Below are 16,974 nucleotides of genomic sequence, written 5' to 3'. Positions count from 1 at the left end.
GAATTACGCCTCCATTAATAATAGTTCTGGATCGTTCAACAAACGTTTGATATGGTTTAGTGCGTGTTGAGCAGTAGCACCATCGATCATACGGTGGTCAAAGCTCAATGATAATGCTAACACAGGTGCCGCTACAATTTCACCATTTTTCACTACAGGTTTTTCAGCGATACGGCCGACACCAAGGATGGCAACCTCTGGGTGGTTGATAACCGGAGTGAACCATTGTCCGCCTGCAGAACCGATATTGGTGATTGTGCATGATGCACCTTTCATTTCGTCACCGGCAAGTTTACCGTCACGGGCTTTACCAGCTAGTTCATTGATTTCATTTGAAATAGAGAACATAGACTTACGGTCTGCATTTTTCACGACCGGTACAAGAAGGCCTTTGTCTGTGTCAGCTGCAATTCCGATGTTGTAGTAATGTTTTTGAACGATTTCGCTTGTAGCGTCATCGATTGATGTATTAAGAGCCGGATATTCACGAAGGGCACTTGTCAATGCTTTTACGATGTACGGCAAGAATGTAAGCTTAACGCCTTTTTCTGCTGCCACTTCTTTGAACTTCTTACGGTGAGCCCAAAGTTTTGTCACATCGATCTCATCCATCAGTGTAACGTGAGGAGCTGTGTGTTTAGAGTTCACCATTGCTTTGGCGATGGCTTTACGCATACCGCTCATTTTCTCGCGAGTCTCTGGGTATTCGCCTTCTGGAGCTTTAACTGGAGCCGGAGCTTTTTCTTCTTTGGCAGGTGCCTCAGATTTAGCTTCAGTAGCTTGTGGAGCAGATCCTCCATTAGCAAATGCATCGATATCTTCTTTAAGTACGCGTCCGTTTTTACCTGAACCGGATACTTCACGGATTTCAACACCGTTTTCACGAGCATATTTACGTACAGAAGGCATTGCGATGACACGTTTGTTAGGGTCAACTTCTTCTTTGCTCACTTCTTGACCTTCTTCTGCAGTACCTTGAACCTGAGCTTCTGTTTTTGCATCAGCTTTAGGCTCTTCTTTTTTGTCGCTATCGCTGTCGCTGCCCTTGAATTGAAGGTCTTCGTAACCTGGTGCGTCGAAACGGATCAATGTATCGCCTACGACTGCTACAGTTCCTTCTTCAACAAGAACTTCTTCAACCGTACCAGCAACTGGTGACGGGATTTCTACAACAGCTTTATCATTTTGGACTTCACATAGTACGTCGTCCTCTTCTACTGTATCGCCAGCTTTTACAAACCACTTGACGATTTCACCTTCATGGATACCTTCACCGATATCAGGTAATTTGAATTCAAATGCCATGGATCCTACCTCCTGGTTTTATCATGATTGAATAGATGAATGTAATGGATCTTTTTTTCTCTATATAGTAGAAAATAGAAGGGTGTTGCTTCCCTTCTATTTTCTTTTTCTATCCGAATAGGATTAGAATTCAAGTACTTTCTTAGCTGTTTCGATTACATCTTTGTAATTCGGAAGCCAAACTGTCTCAGCTTGAGAGAACGAGAATACAGTATCAGGTGCCGCTACGCGAAGTACTGGCGCCTCAAGGCTAAGGATCGCGCGGTCATTGATTTCAGCAACGACGTTAGCAGCGATACCTGCTTGTTTTTGAGCTTCCTGGACAACGATCGCACGATTTGTCTTTTCGACAGATGCCATGATGGTCTCGATGTCAAGCGGGCTTACTGTACGAAGGTCGATGACCTCTACAGAATAGCCTTCTTTTTCAAGTTCATCGGCAGCTTTCAATGACTCATGTACCATTGCACCGTAAGTGATGATGGAAAGGTCTGTACCTTCACGTTTCACAGCGGCTTTACCAAGTTCGATCGTATACTCTTCTTCCGGAACTTCTTCACGGAATGAACGGTATAGTTTCATGTGCTCAAGGAAGATGACAGGATCGTTATCACGGATCGCTGAGATCAAAAGACCTTTAGCCTCATATGGAGTTGATGGGATAACCACTTTAAGACCAGGTTGCTGAGCAACAAGACCTTCAAGGCTGTCCGCGTGAAGCTCAGGAGTATGAACCCCACCACCGAATGGTGAACGGATCGTGATAGGTGAAGAATAAGCTCCACCTGAACGATAGCGCATACGAGCCATTTGGCCGGAAATTGAATCCATTACTTCGTATACAAAACCGAAGAATTGGATCTCTGGAACGGGACGGAACCCTTCCAATGCTAGACCGATTGATAGTCCGCCGATACCTGATTCTGCAAGCGGCGTATCGAATACACGGTCTTCACCGAATTCTTTTTGAAGTCCTTCCGTTGCACGGAATACACCACCGTTTAGACCTACGTCTTCACCAAAAACCAGTACGTCTTCGTTGTTGCGTAGTTCTGTGCGCAGTGCATCAGTGATCGCTTGAATCATTGTCATTTGCGCCATGGCTTACTTCGACTCCTTCTCTTTGTAGATTTCTAATTGCTCTTTAAGGTTGTAAGGAAGCTCTTCGAACATGTTGTTGATGAAATCTGTCACTTTTTGTTTAGGAGTTCCATCAGCTTCTTTGATTGCCTGCTTGATATCTTCCTTAGCAGATTCGATGACTTCGTTTTCTTTTTCTTCGCTCCAAAGTCCTTTTGCTTCTAGGAATTTGCGGAAGCGTACCAATGGATCTTTCTTTTCCCAGTCAGTATCCATTTCAGAAGTACGGTAACGAGTCGGATCGTCCCCTGCCATTGTATGTGGACCATAACGGTAGCAAAGTGTCTCGATTAGTGAAGGTCCTTGTCCATCAACTGCACGCTTACGAGCTTCCGCAGTTGCTGCAAATACGGCAAGTGGATCCATACCGTCTACAAGGATACCAGGGATTCCGGCTGCAACCGCTTTTTGAGCGATTGTTTTACCAGCTGTTTGCTTGTCGCGAGGAGTTGAGATCGCGAATTGGTTGTTTTGAACCACGAAGATTGCAGGCGCAGCATAAGCACCGGCAAAGTTGATGCCTTCGTAGAAGTCACCTTGAGATGAACCGCCGTCACCTGTATATGTGATGGCAACAGCTTTTTTGCCGCGTTTTTTAAGTCCGAGTGCCACACCAGCTGTTTGGATGTATTGAGCACCGATGATGATTTGTGGGGATAGGACGTTCACACCTTCTGGCGCCTGGTTTCCTACGAAATGTCCGCGAGAGAACAAGAACGCTTTCGTTAGTGGAAGGCCGTGCCAGATGATTTGAGGAACATCACGGTATCCTGGAAGGATCCAGTCCTCTTTCTCAAGTGCAAAGTGTGAAGCGATCTGTGATGCTTCCTGACCTGCTGTCGGAGCGTAGAACCCTAAGCGTCCTTGACGATTCAAGGAGATGGAACGTTGGTCAAGAATACGAGTGTAAACCATGCGGCGCATAAGCTCTTGAAGATCTTCGTCGGAGATCTCCGGCATTGCGTCTTCGTTTACAACTTCGCCTTCTTCGTTCAAAATTTGGAGCATTTCAAACTTGCTTTCAACTTCTTCGAGCGTTTTCACTGCGTCGAATTGTGCCTTCTTTGATTTAGAAGCCATCGAAGTCACCTATCCTTTCTACATGCATTTATTTTGGTTTTTTACATACAAAGTTTAGATTACCCAAATCAAGTATGACTTACCACATATCCGTGGACACACTGTTACTAGTTTTCCACAAATACTCAGAAAGAAAACCCAATTTTAAAATCGGGTTGATCTGTACTACTCAACACTGGATGCTGACTAATACAATATTAAATCACCTCTATTAGTTTACAATACCTATTTTCGGTACGTCAACGACAAAGTGCTATATTTTATAAGTTCTCTTATAAATTCAGATTACTCCCAGATTGACATCACGGACCATCTGTATTACTGAAGTCTGACCACCTGTTATATATAATAGTTTCGTTTTCACCGATCTGTTATAGAGTAACTTTTGGGCAAATAAAAAAAGACGGCAAAGGTGGCCGTCTTCCATCCATCATTCATCTATTTCTTCGAATGCCGCGTTGGAGTATAAGTCTTTTTTTGCTTCATTGTATTCTTTCGTCTTATCATTGTACTCATCATTCAATTTGGAGACTTTTTCATACTCCTTATTGATCGATGTGACCTGCTTTTCGAGTTGTTCCATCGTCAGGTCTTCTTTTTTCAGCATTTCATACAGTTCCTTATCCCCGTCAAGGACGCTCAGATAGGATTTCGTCAGCTTGCCGTGGAGCTCATAGCGTGCCTTCATCGTTTTCTCCAGTGACTGGGCTTGTTTCTTAAGATCTGCGTCGTCAAGTTTCTCTATGTATTTGGATGCATCTGCGAACGTCTCTTTTGCTTCGTCCATGGACGTTTGTTCTTTTTGGATATACTCTTTCCTCTTATCGACATTCTCCAGCGCTTCATCTGAAAGCTCCTGGATTTTGTCCATTTCCTTCATTCCAAGTCCCATGATGGTCTCATACAGGTTTTGCTCTTTCTTTTCAAGCTCCTGTAGCGGCTTTTGGGCTTCAGCATACGGCTTTTCCTTGGAAACGGTATCTTCCATGACATCATGAAGACTTTCTTCCGGTGATGATGTCCCTGAACACCCCATCAATAAAAGTGCGACAGCACCTGTCACGATTGCAAAACGGAATTTCGACACGATCAGATCCCCCTAACGTTTTTTCCATCTTCTACTATATCGATGTCTGCAGATTTTGACAATAGGGAGTTCCCCCTGTCGGAATATGTCTATACACAGGAAACCCTGTACTCTATTACTATGCCCCCCGTGGCTCCGGTATTCTTGACTCCTGCTAGATTCGTTAACTTTTTGTGTATGAAGTGTTAAAATAATTCTATTGCACGCATACCGCGCATCAGATTTACATGGAGCAACGGTAATCGTCAGATGATGACCGTTGCATTCGAGGAGGAATAAAACCATTATGATCACAATGAAAGATATCATCCGTGAAGGCCACCCTTCCCTCACGTCGGTTGCACAGGAAGTGAAACTGCCACCTTCAGAGGAAGATAAAGAAATCCTCTCAAGCCTTCTAGAGTATGTTAAAAACAGTCAGGACCCCGAGCTTTCCGCACAGTACGGATTAAGGCCGGGTATCGGCTTGGCAGCTCCACAGATCAATGTCCTGAAACGGATGATCGCCGTGAACGTAAAAGATGGTGAGCGCCTATACAGCTATGCGCTCTTCAACCCCAAAATCATCAGTCATTCTATCGAAAAAGCCTTTCTGACGTCAGGTGAAGGCTGCCTGTCTGTCGACCGGAATGTGCCGGGATTCGTTCCGCGGTATGCCCGCATCACGGTAAAGGGCTGGGACGTGGACGGCAACGAAATCAAAATCCGCCTGAAAGGTCTCGCCGCCATCGTATTCCAGCATGAGATCGATCACCTGAACGGCGTGATGTTTTATGACCATATCGATCATGAGAACCCGTTCGAACCGATTCCCGACGCCATCCCCATCGAACGATGATAATCGTGAAAAAAGGACTTCCCGTTGTTCCGGGAAGTCCTTTTTTTCTATCAGTTAAATCAAGCCCAGTTTTTTCAGTGCTTTAGAGATTCCGTCATCTGCCACATCCGCCGTCACGAAATCAGCATGCCGTTTCAGCTCTTCTACGGCATTCCCCATAGCAACACCCGTTCCGACGCCTTTGATCATTTCGATATCGTTCAATCCGTCTCCGAATGCATATACATCCTCCATCCGGAATCCGAGCTTGTCGATCATCCGTTTGATGCCCTCTGCCTTTGATCCACCGTCAGGCAGGATGTCCATGGAGTGTTCGTGCCATCTGATAAAGGAGAATTCAGGGTACTTCTCGCGGTAAAATCCTTCTTCTTCCTCATCACAGAATAGAAGTGATTGGTAAATGTCCCTCCCCTTATAGAATTCAGGCTGGAATTCAGGGTGGGTGAACTTCAGGCTCGCCATGCTTTTATTGATATACTCATCATTTTCATGATTGGCCTTCATTGTTTCATGGTCAAGATGGACGACAGGATGCCCTTTGGCTTCCGAGTCCTTCAGTAGGACTTCAAGGCGCCCGGTATCAAGTGGATTCGTGTAGATGACGTTGTTCTCGAATACAACATACTGTCCGTTGAAGGACACATAGGAATCAATGCCGAGTTCTTCCCTCAAGGGTTCATACATGAACGGTGCACGCCCCGTGGCGATGGCAACAAACGTCCCGTTATCCTTGAGGCGGCTGATGGCCTGTTTTGTGGAAGGCGGAAGTTTTTTATGGTGGTCAAGCAATGTTCCGTCTATATCAAAAAAAACGATCTTCGACATTATGACTCTCCTCTTTCTTATAATGGGATGACAAAAGTATAGGACGTTGATAAAGGTACATTTTCGCTTCGGAATTGTCAATGGATGCCGTAATCGCTTCATTTACTATATTTAACCATGTAAGAGAATCAAGAAATTCCGTACAATAGAAGTAAGGCATCTTTACTTCAAGCCTTTTTCTCGGTAAAATATAGGTAAGGAGTGATCATCCATGTTCAAAAAGCTGCGTAGGAAGCTTATGAAACAGTGGAAAGAATTGCTTAAAAAAAAGACGATCGCCTAAATGAAGGAGTCCATCTACATGCATGTCATACTGTCACTTTTCATAAGCAGGGACTGATGCCGTTTTGGGAGCTTTTTCTCCAAGAATGGATCCGTTCCTGCTCTTTATGTGCATGGAATCTTGATAAAACTTTATTTAATAGGAAGAATCCTTTATAATTCATACTATACATATTCATGATAGAGATCCCGGGCGGCTGTCGACCTTGGAATGAAATGATCTATTTATGGGTAAACCGTATGGTAACAACCCACTCATTATGTTGATAACTTTTTTATCATAGAGGAAAGTTAAAGTTTTGAAAACGGATAAGGAGAGAGAAAACACATGATTTACAAAGTATTTTATCAAAAGAGTAAAGAAGAAGTGCCTGTTCGCGAATGCACTGACTCTCTTTACATCGAAGCAGATTCAGAGCGTGAGGTACGCCTCAAGCTGAAGGACAAACCGTACAACATCGAATTCGTGCAAAAGCTCGAGGGCGCTTTTCTAGAACACGAGAAAAACCAAGAATCATTCGAGCTGGAGAAATAATCGGATGAAATTTGTCAAGAATGACCAGACTGCAGTATTTGCCCTCGGTGGTCTAGGTGAAATCGGTAAAAACACATATGCTGTACAGTTCCAGGATGAAATTATCTTGATTGATGCAGGGGTTAAATTCCCTGAGGACGAACTCCTCGGTATCGACTATGTGATCCCTGACTATACGTATCTCGTTAAAAACGTAGATAAAATCAAGGGACTTTTCATCACACACGGTCACGAAGACCATATCGGCGGGATTCCGTATCTCCTTCGCGAGCTGAACATTCCGATCTACAGCGGAAAGCTTGCCATGGGATTGATCAAAAATAAACTTGAAGAGCATGGCCTTCTCCGCAATGCCAAGCTCAACATCATCCAAGAAGATGATGTGATCAAATTCCGGAAAACGTCCGTCACGTTCTTCCGAACCACCCACAGCATCCCCGATTCTTACGGGATCGTGGTCAAGACGCCTCCGGGCAATGTCGTACACACGGGTGACTTCAAATTCGACTTCACTCCAGTAGGGGAACCTGCCAATCTGACCAAAATGGCAGAAATCGGAAAAGAAGGCGTCCTATGTCTCCTCTCCGATAGTACAAATGCTGAGGTACCGAACTTTACGATGAGCGAACGTAAAGTAGGCGAAAGCATCGACGATATCTTCAGGAAAGTGGACGGCCGCGTTATTTTTGCTACATTCGCATCCAACATCCACCGCCTGCAGCAGGTTGTCGAAGCAGCGGTCTACCATAACCGTAAAGTGGCTGTATTCGGCCGAAGCATGGAAGCGGCCATCACCATCGGGCAAGAGCTCGGATACATCAATGCGCCGAAGGAAACCTTCATTGAGCATAATCAAATCAACCGATTGCCTGCGAATGAAGTGGCCATCCTGTGTACAGGTTCCCAAGGGGAACCGATGGCTGCCCTGTCCCGTATTGCCAACGGAACCCATCGCCAGATCCAGATACAACCAGGTGACACCGTTGTATTCTCGTCTTCGCCGATCCCTGGGAATACGATCAGTGTAAACCGCACGATCAACCTCCTGTACCGTGCTGGAGCCGAAGTGATCCACGGACCACTCAGCAACATCCATACGTCCGGACATGGTGGTCAGCAGGAAATGAAACTGATGCTCCGTCTGATGAACCCTACCTTCTTCATGCCGATCCACGGTGAGTACCGCATGCAGAAGATGCACGCTCAGCTCGGCGTCGACTGCGGTGTAGATCCAGATAATTGTTTCATCATGGATAATGGAGACGTCCTCGCCCTCAGCAGCGATTCTGCTCAAGTGGCAGGGAAGATTCCTTCAGGAAATGTCTATATCGACGGCAGCGGAATCGGTGACATCGGAAACATCGTCCTCCGTGATCGACGCATCCTTTCAGAAGAAGGACTTGTCATCGTCGTGGTCAGCATCAATATGAAGGACTTCAAGATTGCTTCCGGCCCTGACCTCATTTCACGCGGATTTGTTTATATGCGTGAATCCGGTGACCTGATCAATGAAGCACAGACCTTGATCTCAAAACACCTGAACAAGGTTCTTGAAAGAAGGACCACTCAATGGTCAGAAATCAAGAATGAAATCACGGATACACTGGCTCCATTCCTATACGAAAAAACAAAACGTCGTCCTATGATCCTTCCGATCATCATGGAAGTCTGATCCACCTTAAAAGGGCAGGTTCGCTATGAACCTGCCCTTTTTATACACTTCGTTCCCCATCAAAAAAGGATGGCCCTGGTAAGAAGGGGCCATCCTTTTGCTTTATTCTTATGTCCACAGGATTTTCTTCTCGAAGCGATTGATATCAGTGTCGGCACCGATCACGATGAGGATGTCCCCTTCCTGTATCTCCTCTTCAGCCTGAGGAGACACGATGATATCCCGGTCCCTTTTGATTGCCACGATATTGATCCCGTATTTTGCCCGGATATCAAGGTCGATCAGACTGTTTCCGCTTAGCTTCTCATTGGCAACAAGCTCAACGATGGAATGCTCATCCGACAGTTCCAGGTAATCGAGTACATTATTCGAAACAATATTATGGGCGATCCTCCTCCCCATATCCCTTTCAGGATGAACCACCTGATTGGCACCGATCTTCCTCAGGACCTTTTCATGGTAGTCATTCTGAGCTTTGACGGTGATTTTCTTCACGCCGATCTCCTTCAGCATGATAGTGGTGAGGATGCTTGACTGTATATTATCCCCGATGGCGACAATCACGTGATCAAAGTTGCGGATCCCCAGGCTCTTGAGCACCGATTCATCAGTGGAGTCCGCCACGACAGCGTGGGAAGCGGTGGAGGAAAACTCATTCACTTTATCCTCATCCATATCGATGGCCATCACCTCCATGCCCTGCTCGGCGAGGGAGCGTACGATGCTCCCCCGAAACGACCCAAACCGATGACTACAAACTCTTTTTTCATCTCCCATACCCCCTATTTTGCTATCCTTATTTTAGCATAAAATCCAGGTGAGTATAATTGGTCTGCTGCTAGGGGATTATTTTTTCCCTTTCACATAATCTGCGTCGAATAAAAACAGGCGCATCAACAGATACAGGGATGGAATCAGCAGCAGCAAGCCGGCAATGAATACGATGATAAGGGCCGTCCCCATCACTTCGTTCGTTACACTTGAACCGATCGTGATGAAAGGCTTCAGGATATACGGCAAATGGGACGCACCGTAACCGAAGAAAGCGAAAAAGAATTGAAGCATGACCGATATGAAGGCAAGGCCATATTGCTTGCGGCGATAAATGAGCCATGTAGCGAGAACAAAGAATAATAGGGATAAGCCGAACATCCACCAAATATCCATCGCATTCAAAAAATGCTCTTCATTGTGTTGTTTAAGGGACCAGAACACCCATAGGCTGGCGATGATCGTGGGTGGACTCCAGAAAAGGGAAAACTTCCTCAATATCTCCCTTGATGCCTTGTCCCCTGCCCTGTTGGCATAGTAGGTCAGAAATGCCGCTGAGATGAACAGGACTGAAACGATTGACAGAAATACCACACTCCATGAGTAGGGACTCGTCAAAAGTTTCCCGGCGAGGAAGATCACGCGGTCATCGGTTTCTTTCAGGAAGCCTCCTTCGGATATGGTGAGTGCTGTCGATAAAGACGCCGGTATCAACAACCCTGTGGCCCCGTAAATGAACAAGTACCCTATATTTTCCTTCGATCCATAGTTACTGAATGCGTAAAAGCTGCCCCGGATCGCCAGCAGGATGATTGCCACGCTTCCCGGGATGAGGAGGGCCGTCCCGTAATAATAAGCGGTATCCGGAAAGAATCCGACCAGACCGACGAAGAAAAACACGAAAAACACGTTGGTCACCTCCCATACCGGGGACAGATACCTGCTGATGAGTGCATTCATTGTGTGTTCCTTCCCTTTCATTCGGGCGTAAAAGGCAAAGAAACCGGCACCGAAATCAATGGAAGCTACAATGAGGTACCCGTATAAAAAGATCCATAGGACGGAGATCCCGATCACTTCCAAACTCATATCCTATTCCTCCTTCCGGTTGGCAGGGAACCGTTTCTCGAGTTCCGCTTCTGCAGGTTTGTTTTTGAACATCCTGATGAGGACCACCACACATAAAATGCCGAGCAACAGGTAAAGGGCAAGGAACATGGCGAAGATCCAAGCGACTCCGTCTGCACGTGTGGCTGCCTCGGCAATCTTCATGTATCCCCTGAGGATCCAAGGCTGTCTTCCGACTTCTGCGTAAATCCAGCCGAATTCAATGGCAAGCATGGCCAGGAGACCACTTGCAACTATTCCCCATAGAAGAGGTTTATTGAATTCATTCCCCTTCTTCCATTTCCACAGGAGCACGAATAAGAAGCTGATGAAAATGCTGAACATCCCGATCGATACCATCCCGTCGAACATGTAGTGGATCCAAAGGGGTGGTCGTTCATCCTCGGGAAAATCATTCAGCCCGATCACTTCCGTATCGAATGAACTTCCCGCAAGAAAGCTCAAGAATCCCGGCAGCCGGATCTCATTGGAAATTTCATTGTTCTCATCGATTGTTCCAAAAACGATCAGGTCTGCGTTTTTTTCTGTTTCAAAATGCCATTCACCGGCTGCAAGCTTCTCCGGCTGATGCTCAGCAAGGAATTTAGCTGAAAGATCCCCGGCAAGGGCTGCACCGAGTGAAAAGATCAACGCGGCTGTCATGGTCATCCGTAGCGCCTTTTTATGATAATCCCCTCCCTTTTTCAGAAGGATGGAATAGGCGGCGATGGCTGCAAGGATGAAGGCCATTGTCATATAAGAAGTCGTAAGCACATGAAAGACCTTCGTAGGGGTGGCAGGATTCAGCATGGCTGCAATCGGGTCGATTTCGATTGCTTTGCCGTCCTTGAGCTCGAACCCTTGAGGCGTATTCATGAACGCATTGACGGTCGTAATGAATAAGGCCGAAGCCGAGGAACCGATCATAATGGGCAGGTTGAGGAGCCAATGGGTCCATTTGCCTTTGAAGCGATCCCACGTATATAGGAAAATACCAAGAAATATAGCTTCAAAGAAGAAGGCGAACGTTTCCATGAAAAGCGGAAGAGCAATGATCTGCCCCGCTACTTTCATAAATGACGGCCATAGCAATGATAGCTGCAGACCGATGGCCGTCCCCGTGACGACCCCTACAGCAACCGTGATGGTGAACCCCCTTGCCCATCTTCGGGCCAGAAGGAGATAGTGGTTATCATTCTTCTTTATGCCTATAAACTCTGCGATGGCGATCATTATGGGCATCCCTACCCCGATCGTTGCAAAAATGATGTGGAAGATCAATGTACTCGATGTAAGCAATCTACTGATCATGACGCTATCCAAAACTGATACCCCCTCGTACGTTATACCCTTATTATAAAACAAACCAAGAGTATGTGAATTAGTGAACATGACTATTTTGTGACAAACTTCACAAACTAACCTCATTCGATGTTATGGTATCATTTCCCTCTCAGGTGTAAAAAAAACATCCCTGCCAGACCGGCCAGGGATGGGTCTTTTATATCGCTTCGATCATTCGGAACTGTGATTCTACGAGGTCGTAATAATCCCCTCTCTGTTCCATCAGCTGATCATGGTTCCCACTTTCCTTTATTCTTCCGTTTTCAAGGACGAAGATAGTATCAGAGTCCCTGATGGTAGAAAGCCTGTGGGCGATGATGATGGCTGTACGGCCTTTCAATAATTTTTTCAAGGCCGATTGGATCTTCACCTCGGTTTCCGTATCGATGGACGCCGTTGCCTCATCCAAAATGATGATGCGGGGATTGGCAAGCAGGGCCCTCGCGAAAGAAAGAAGCTGCCTTTCCCCTACAGATAGAACGTTCCCACGTTCTTCTACTTCGGTCTCATAGCCATTTGCCAGTTTTCCGATAAAATTGTCCGCTCCGATCGCTTCCGCAGCGAGTCGAACTTCTACATCTGTCGCATCGGGACGTCCGAACCGGATATTATCCATGATCGTTCCAGAGAAAATGAACGTATCTTGTAGGACGATGGAAATCTGGTTGCGCAGGCTTGCAACCGATACATCCCTTAAGTCATTCCCATCGATTGTGACCGCTCCTGCCGTCGGATCATAGAAACGACTGATCAAATTGGCGATGGTCGTTTTTCCTGATCCCGTATGTCCCACAAGGGCTACGGTCTGACCGGCCTTCATCTCGAGATTGATGCCTTGAAGGGCCTTTCGCTTATCATCATAAGAAAACTCCACATCGTTGAACTGGATATGACCGGCGATTTCTTTTATGGAAACCGCCTCTTCTTTCTCATGGACGATCGGCTTTTCATCGAGGAATTCAAAGATCCGCTCGGATGAAGCCATCCCGATCAAAAGCTGATTGTACACCTGCCCGAGACGCGAAATCGGCTCCCAGAACATGCCTAGGTAAAAGGCGAAGGAAACAAATTCTCCCAGCTGCAAAGAACCGGTCTGTATCAGATGGGCACCATACCAGATCAAAACGGCCGTACCAACGGCGTTGGTCATTTCAACCAGTGGTCTGAAGATGGCATTCTTCTTGGTGGCCGTTCTCCAGCTCTCGAAGTTCTCCGTATTGATTCCATCGAAGAACGCCATGTTTTCACGTTCCTGGGTGAAGGCCTGTGTCACCCTGACCCCTTGGATGCTCTCATTCAGATGGGAGTTGAGCTTCGCTTGTTTAAGCCGCACCAGCTGCCATGATTTCCGGATATTCTTCCTCAACGTGGTGGAGATGAAGAACATGATCGGAAGGATGACCATGACGGCGAGGGTAAGCTCAGGGCTCAGGGTGAACAAGAGAACGATGATCCCTGCGAGCAGGATGATATCCATCAATAGATTGATGACCCCGTTTGTAAACAATTCTTGAAGTGAGTTGATGTCGTTCATGATCCTGACGAGGATCGAGCCGGCAGAGCGCTGGTCGAAGAATCTGTGGGACAGGCTTTGCACATGACTGAACAGATGCCTGCGCAGGTCATAGATCACGCCCTGCCCCAGCTGATTCATCCACCGTATCCTGAGGATGTTGGCACAGTAACTCAGTATATAGAGTCCGGCGATCACACCGATCAGGGTCATCAACAGATTCCCATCCTTCTGGCGGATGGCTTTGTCCAGCGTATACACCCCGATCAGAATCGGAATGATCAATCGGACGGCCGTTGTGATCAGGACCGTCAGGATGGACAGCGGCAACAGCTTCTTGGAATATGGCTTCAGATACGTCAGGAGCCGTGAAAGCTGTCCCCAGTTGAATGGCTTGTCGATCACTTGGTCGGTTGAATAGTGGAATCGATTCATCACTTTTTTATCATTTTTCATCTTAGTCATACACTCATCACCTCCCGGGCTGCAGGATTTTCTTTTGATCTTTGTATTGAATATCATAGATGCGCTGATAAGGACCGTTGTTGGCAAGGAGGTCCTCATGTCTACCCCGCTCCGCCACTCTCCCATTTTCAAGAACCAGGATTTCATCAGCGTGCTTCAGTGAAGAAATCCTATGGGCTATGATGAACGTCGTCCGGTCGGACATGACGTTCTTCAGCGCTTTTTGGATACGGAATTCCGTTTCCATGTCCACCGCCGATGTGGCATCGTCAAGGACAAGGATGGACGGATCGAGGCAGATGGCCCTTGCAATGGCGATCCGTTGTTTCTGACCACCAGACAGACCGAGCCCCCTCTCCCCAAGCTTTGTCTCATAGCCATCGGGAAGGGTCATGATGAAGTCATGGGCCTGTGCAAGTTTCGCAGCCTTCTCTACGTCCTCCTGAGACGCTTCCGGGCGCCCATACGCGATATTCGATCTGATGGTGGAAGAAAACAGGAACGATTCCTGGAGGACGACGCCGATGTTCTGACGAAGGGACTTGATGGAATAGTCCCTGATGTCCAGTCCGTCAATGGTGATCCGCCCTTCCTGAGGCTCATAAAATCGTGTCAGAAGCTGAATGACGCTTGATTTACCCGAACCCGTGCCGCCGATCAATCCAATGATCCTCCCGGGTGGTGCGTTGAACGTGATCGACTCCAAAGCGGGATCTTCATCGAGATCATTATAATGGAAGGATACATCTTCGAACCTAACTTCCCCTTTCATGCGTGTTGCCTCAACGGCATTCACACCATCCTTGATTTTCTCATCGACTTCAAGGATTTCCAGCAGTCGCTCACCGGACGCTTTCGATTGAGAGAACTGATTGATGGTGAAGCCAAGGTTCATGATTGGCCAGATGATATACCAGACCAGGCTGTAGAAGGCAACCAGTTCACCTGGGGCAAGATTCCCGTTCATCACGAGGTATCCTCCATATCCTAGGAGTAGGATGACACTCACATTTCCCAGAAACTCCATGAGGGGAAAATATTTGGCCCAGATATCAGAGGTGAAGAGATATTTGTCTTTATAGTCTCCATTGGAACGATTGAATTTATCGTTCTGGAATTCTTCCCTTGAAAGGGATTTTACCGTATTGATACCGCTGATGTTCTCCTGGACATTTGTGTTCAATTTCCCAAATGACTTCCTGATCCCCCTGAAAGCAGGGTGGACGGCCTTATCGAATTTGAAGACTGAGACGGCAAGGAATGGGAGTGTTGCCAACGTGATGAATGTCAGAGAGGGAGAATAGTAGAACATCACACAAAAACTGACGGACACCAACAGGAAAAAACGGAGGAGTTCGGAAAAACCGAATGAAAGGAAGAACCTGAACGCTTCAACATCGGCAGTCAGCCTCGACATGAGGTCCCCGGTCTTCGCATTATCATAATAGCTGAATGGAAGGAACTGCAGCTTTTGATACAGTTCATTGCGAAGGCGGTATACCGATGTTATGCCGAACAGATCTCCGAAGTACTGCTGAATGAACGTGCCGATCCCCTTCAGTGCCATGATACCGATGAAACCGAAGGCAAGGTAAGGGATCCACTGATAGTCGCCTTTCAGTATGACATCATCGATGGTGATTTGGAGGATGATCGGGTACACGACCGTGATACCCGTCACAAAGATGAGGAAAATCATCGAGATGATGAATTGCGACTTGTACGGCCAGTAAAAATCTTTTAATTTCTTAAACGTATCCATGTATTCTCTCCCTTCAGTAAAAAACAGTGCATTACTAAATATATCGACTTTCGAAATATTTATCTACCCTTTTTTCACATTTTTTTGTTTTTTTGAACTATTGTTACATCTTGATTCCATTGTAGTTCATCCGTGAGAGAAATCATTCATCCAAATGACTGAAATTCCTGTCCTCATTCGGGCAGGAATCCATATGTGAGTGTGCATGACCCTTCCCCATATTCTTTTGTAAGTTTACTTACTTCCTTTACCGGGAATACACCTATGTGCCCATTTTCAAATCCACCTTTGACATAACCCGTCCACCATTGTGTATACTATAAAAGTTCACCATTTTGACCAGAAAGGATGTTATATTTGAATTACATAGTAGGTACATCAACCAGTGTAGAGAACCTCTTGGCCTTCGATTGGGGTAACCTCTTAATCAACATCGGTATTGGAGCCTTGAAAATCATTGCAATCTGGATTGCGTTCCTTGTGATCAAAGGCGCCGCCAATAAGATCGTCACCCGCGCATTTGAACGGTACAGCCAACGGAACGATGTGTCAACCGGCCGAGCACAGACATTACAAGCGCTGACGAAGAATATCATCGGATACGTCCTTATTTTTATCTTTTTTGTCACCATCCTTCAGATCTTCGGCATTCAGGTGACCGCAATCCTCGCAGGGGCTGGAATCGTCGGTTTAGCCGTCGGATTCGGTGCCCAGGGTCTTGTAAGCGACATCGTTACCGGATTTTTCATCCTTCTTGAGAAACAGGTGGATGTCGGTGACTACGTCACCACGGGTGGCTTCGACGGGATCGTGGAAGAAGTCGGACTGAGGACAACCCATATCCGTGGATTCGATGGTACGCTTCATTACGTGCCAAACCGTGAGATATCAAGTGTCAGCAATCACTCCCGAGGAAATATGAGAGCCCTTGTAGACATCGGCATCTCGTACGATGACAATATCGACGAAGCAATCGTCGTCATGCAGGAAGTGTGTGACAGACTGGCGGCAGAAGATGAAAATATCGTGGAAGGTCCGAATGTCGTCGGAGTCCAGAACCTCGGTGACTCGGATGTTGTCATCAGGGTCCTCTGCAAAACGAAGAATATGGAGCAATGGGGAGTGGAAAGGAAGATACGCAAAGGCATTAAAGAAGCCTTCGACCGCCACGGCATCGACATCCCATTCCCTCACCAAGTTTTCATCGAGAAAAAAGAACAGTAAGCGAAAAAGCGAAGGGATTGTTTC

General features: G+C 46.5%; 13 protein-coding genes and 1 pseudogene. 4 read left to right on the top strand and 10 right to left on the bottom strand.

Features of this window, described 5'->3' with window-relative positions:
• Positions 1 to 3 precede the first annotated feature (3 nt).
• The 4 genes from D5E69_RS09335 to D5E69_RS09320 all read right to left on the bottom strand — a co-directional run bounded on the left by D5E69_RS09335 (position 4) and on the right by D5E69_RS09320 (position 4,612).
• Positions 4 to 1,305, bottom strand: coding sequence for a dihydrolipoamide acetyltransferase family protein (locus tag D5E69_RS09335; protein WP_048004198.1), 1,302 nt, complete (start codon positions 1,303 to 1,305; stop codon positions 4 to 6).
• A 123-nt stretch (positions 1,306 to 1,428) separates the two neighbouring features.
• Positions 1,429 to 2,406 carry an alpha-ketoacid dehydrogenase subunit beta gene (locus D5E69_RS09330; RefSeq protein ID WP_048004199.1) on the bottom strand — a complete coding sequence of 326 codons (978 nt, stop codon included), beginning with the start codon at positions 2,404 to 2,406 and terminating at the stop codon, positions 1,429 to 1,431.
• 3 nt (positions 2,407 to 2,409) lie between these two features.
• Positions 2,410 to 3,525, bottom strand: a complete 1,116-nt coding sequence (gene pdhA, locus D5E69_RS09325; RefSeq protein ID WP_048004200.1) for a pyruvate dehydrogenase (acetyl-transferring) E1 component subunit alpha — start codon at positions 3,523 to 3,525, stop codon at positions 2,410 to 2,412.
• Positions 3,526 to 3,955: 430 nt separating this feature from the next.
• Positions 3,956 to 4,612, bottom strand: coding sequence for a YkyA family protein (locus D5E69_RS09320; RefSeq protein WP_053072119.1), 657 nt, complete (start codon positions 4,610 to 4,612; stop codon positions 3,956 to 3,958).
• Between the two features lie 286 nt (positions 4,613 to 4,898).
• Between D5E69_RS09320 and def the strand changes: the two genes are divergently transcribed.
• Positions 4,899 to 5,450: a peptide deformylase gene (gene def / locus D5E69_RS09315; protein WP_048004202.1), complete on the top strand. Its 552-nt coding sequence runs from the start codon at positions 4,899 to 4,901 to the stop codon at positions 5,448 to 5,450.
• Positions 5,451 to 5,504: 54 nt separating this feature from the next.
• On the opposite strand, the gene D5E69_RS09310 is transcribed toward def, so the two are convergent.
• Positions 5,505 to 6,275 carry a Cof-type HAD-IIB family hydrolase gene (locus D5E69_RS09310; RefSeq protein ID WP_048004203.1) on the bottom strand — a complete coding sequence of 257 codons (771 nt, stop codon included), beginning with the start codon at positions 6,273 to 6,275 and terminating at the stop codon, positions 5,505 to 5,507.
• A 610-nt stretch (positions 6,276 to 6,885) separates the two neighbouring features.
• Between D5E69_RS09310 and D5E69_RS09305 the strand changes: the two genes are divergently transcribed.
• Positions 6,886 to 7,092 carry a DNA-dependent RNA polymerase subunit epsilon gene (locus tag D5E69_RS09305; RefSeq protein ID WP_048004204.1) on the top strand — a complete coding sequence of 69 codons (207 nt, stop codon included), beginning with the start codon at positions 6,886 to 6,888 and terminating at the stop codon, positions 7,090 to 7,092.
• A 4-nt stretch (positions 7,093 to 7,096) separates the two neighbouring features.
• Entirely contained in the window at positions 7,097 to 8,764 is a 1,668-nt protein-coding gene (gene rnjA, locus D5E69_RS09300) for a ribonuclease J1 (protein ID WP_048004205.1), read from the top strand.
• Positions 8,765 to 8,872: 108 nt separating this feature from the next.
• Here the strand turns inward: rnjA and D5E69_RS09295 are convergent.
• From D5E69_RS09295 to D5E69_RS09275, 5 genes and pseudogenes are all read right to left on the bottom strand, one after another.
• Positions 8,873 to 9,534, bottom strand: a pseudogene (locus D5E69_RS09295) (potassium channel family protein).
• A 76-nt stretch (positions 9,535 to 9,610) separates the two neighbouring features.
• Positions 9,611 to 10,624: a cytochrome d ubiquinol oxidase subunit II gene (locus D5E69_RS09290; protein ID WP_048004207.1), complete on the bottom strand. Its 1,014-nt coding sequence runs from the start codon at positions 10,622 to 10,624 to the stop codon at positions 9,611 to 9,613.
• A 3-nt stretch (positions 10,625 to 10,627) separates the two neighbouring features.
• Positions 10,628 to 11,953 (bottom strand): cytochrome ubiquinol oxidase subunit I, encoded by a 1,326-nt coding sequence (locus D5E69_RS09285; RefSeq protein ID WP_249931586.1) that lies wholly within the window; start codon positions 11,951 to 11,953, stop codon positions 10,628 to 10,630.
• A gap of 190 nt (positions 11,954 to 12,143) precedes the next feature.
• On the bottom strand, positions 12,144 to 13,955 hold the full coding sequence (locus D5E69_RS09280) for an ABC transporter ATP-binding protein (RefSeq protein WP_200843186.1): 1,812 nt from the start codon (positions 13,953 to 13,955) through the stop codon (positions 12,144 to 12,146).
• 16 nt (positions 13,956 to 13,971) lie between these two features.
• Positions 13,972 to 15,726 carry an ABC transporter ATP-binding protein gene (locus D5E69_RS09275; RefSeq protein ID WP_048013026.1) on the bottom strand — a complete coding sequence of 585 codons (1,755 nt, stop codon included), beginning with the start codon at positions 15,724 to 15,726 and terminating at the stop codon, positions 13,972 to 13,974.
• A 348-nt stretch (positions 15,727 to 16,074) separates the two neighbouring features.
• On the opposite strand from D5E69_RS09275, the gene D5E69_RS09270 reads away from it, so the two are divergent.
• Positions 16,075 to 16,950, top strand: coding sequence for a mechanosensitive ion channel family protein (locus D5E69_RS09270; RefSeq protein WP_048013025.1), 876 nt, complete (start codon positions 16,075 to 16,077; stop codon positions 16,948 to 16,950).
• The last annotated feature ends 24 nt before the right edge of the window (positions 16,951 to 16,974 follow it).

It is taken from the genome of Rossellomorea marisflavi (genome assembly GCF_009806575.1).
GTDB classification, from domain to species: Bacteria; Bacillota; Bacilli; order Bacillales; family Bacillaceae_B; genus Rossellomorea; species Rossellomorea marisflavi_A.
This window is presented reverse-complemented; position numbering and strand designations above follow the sequence as displayed.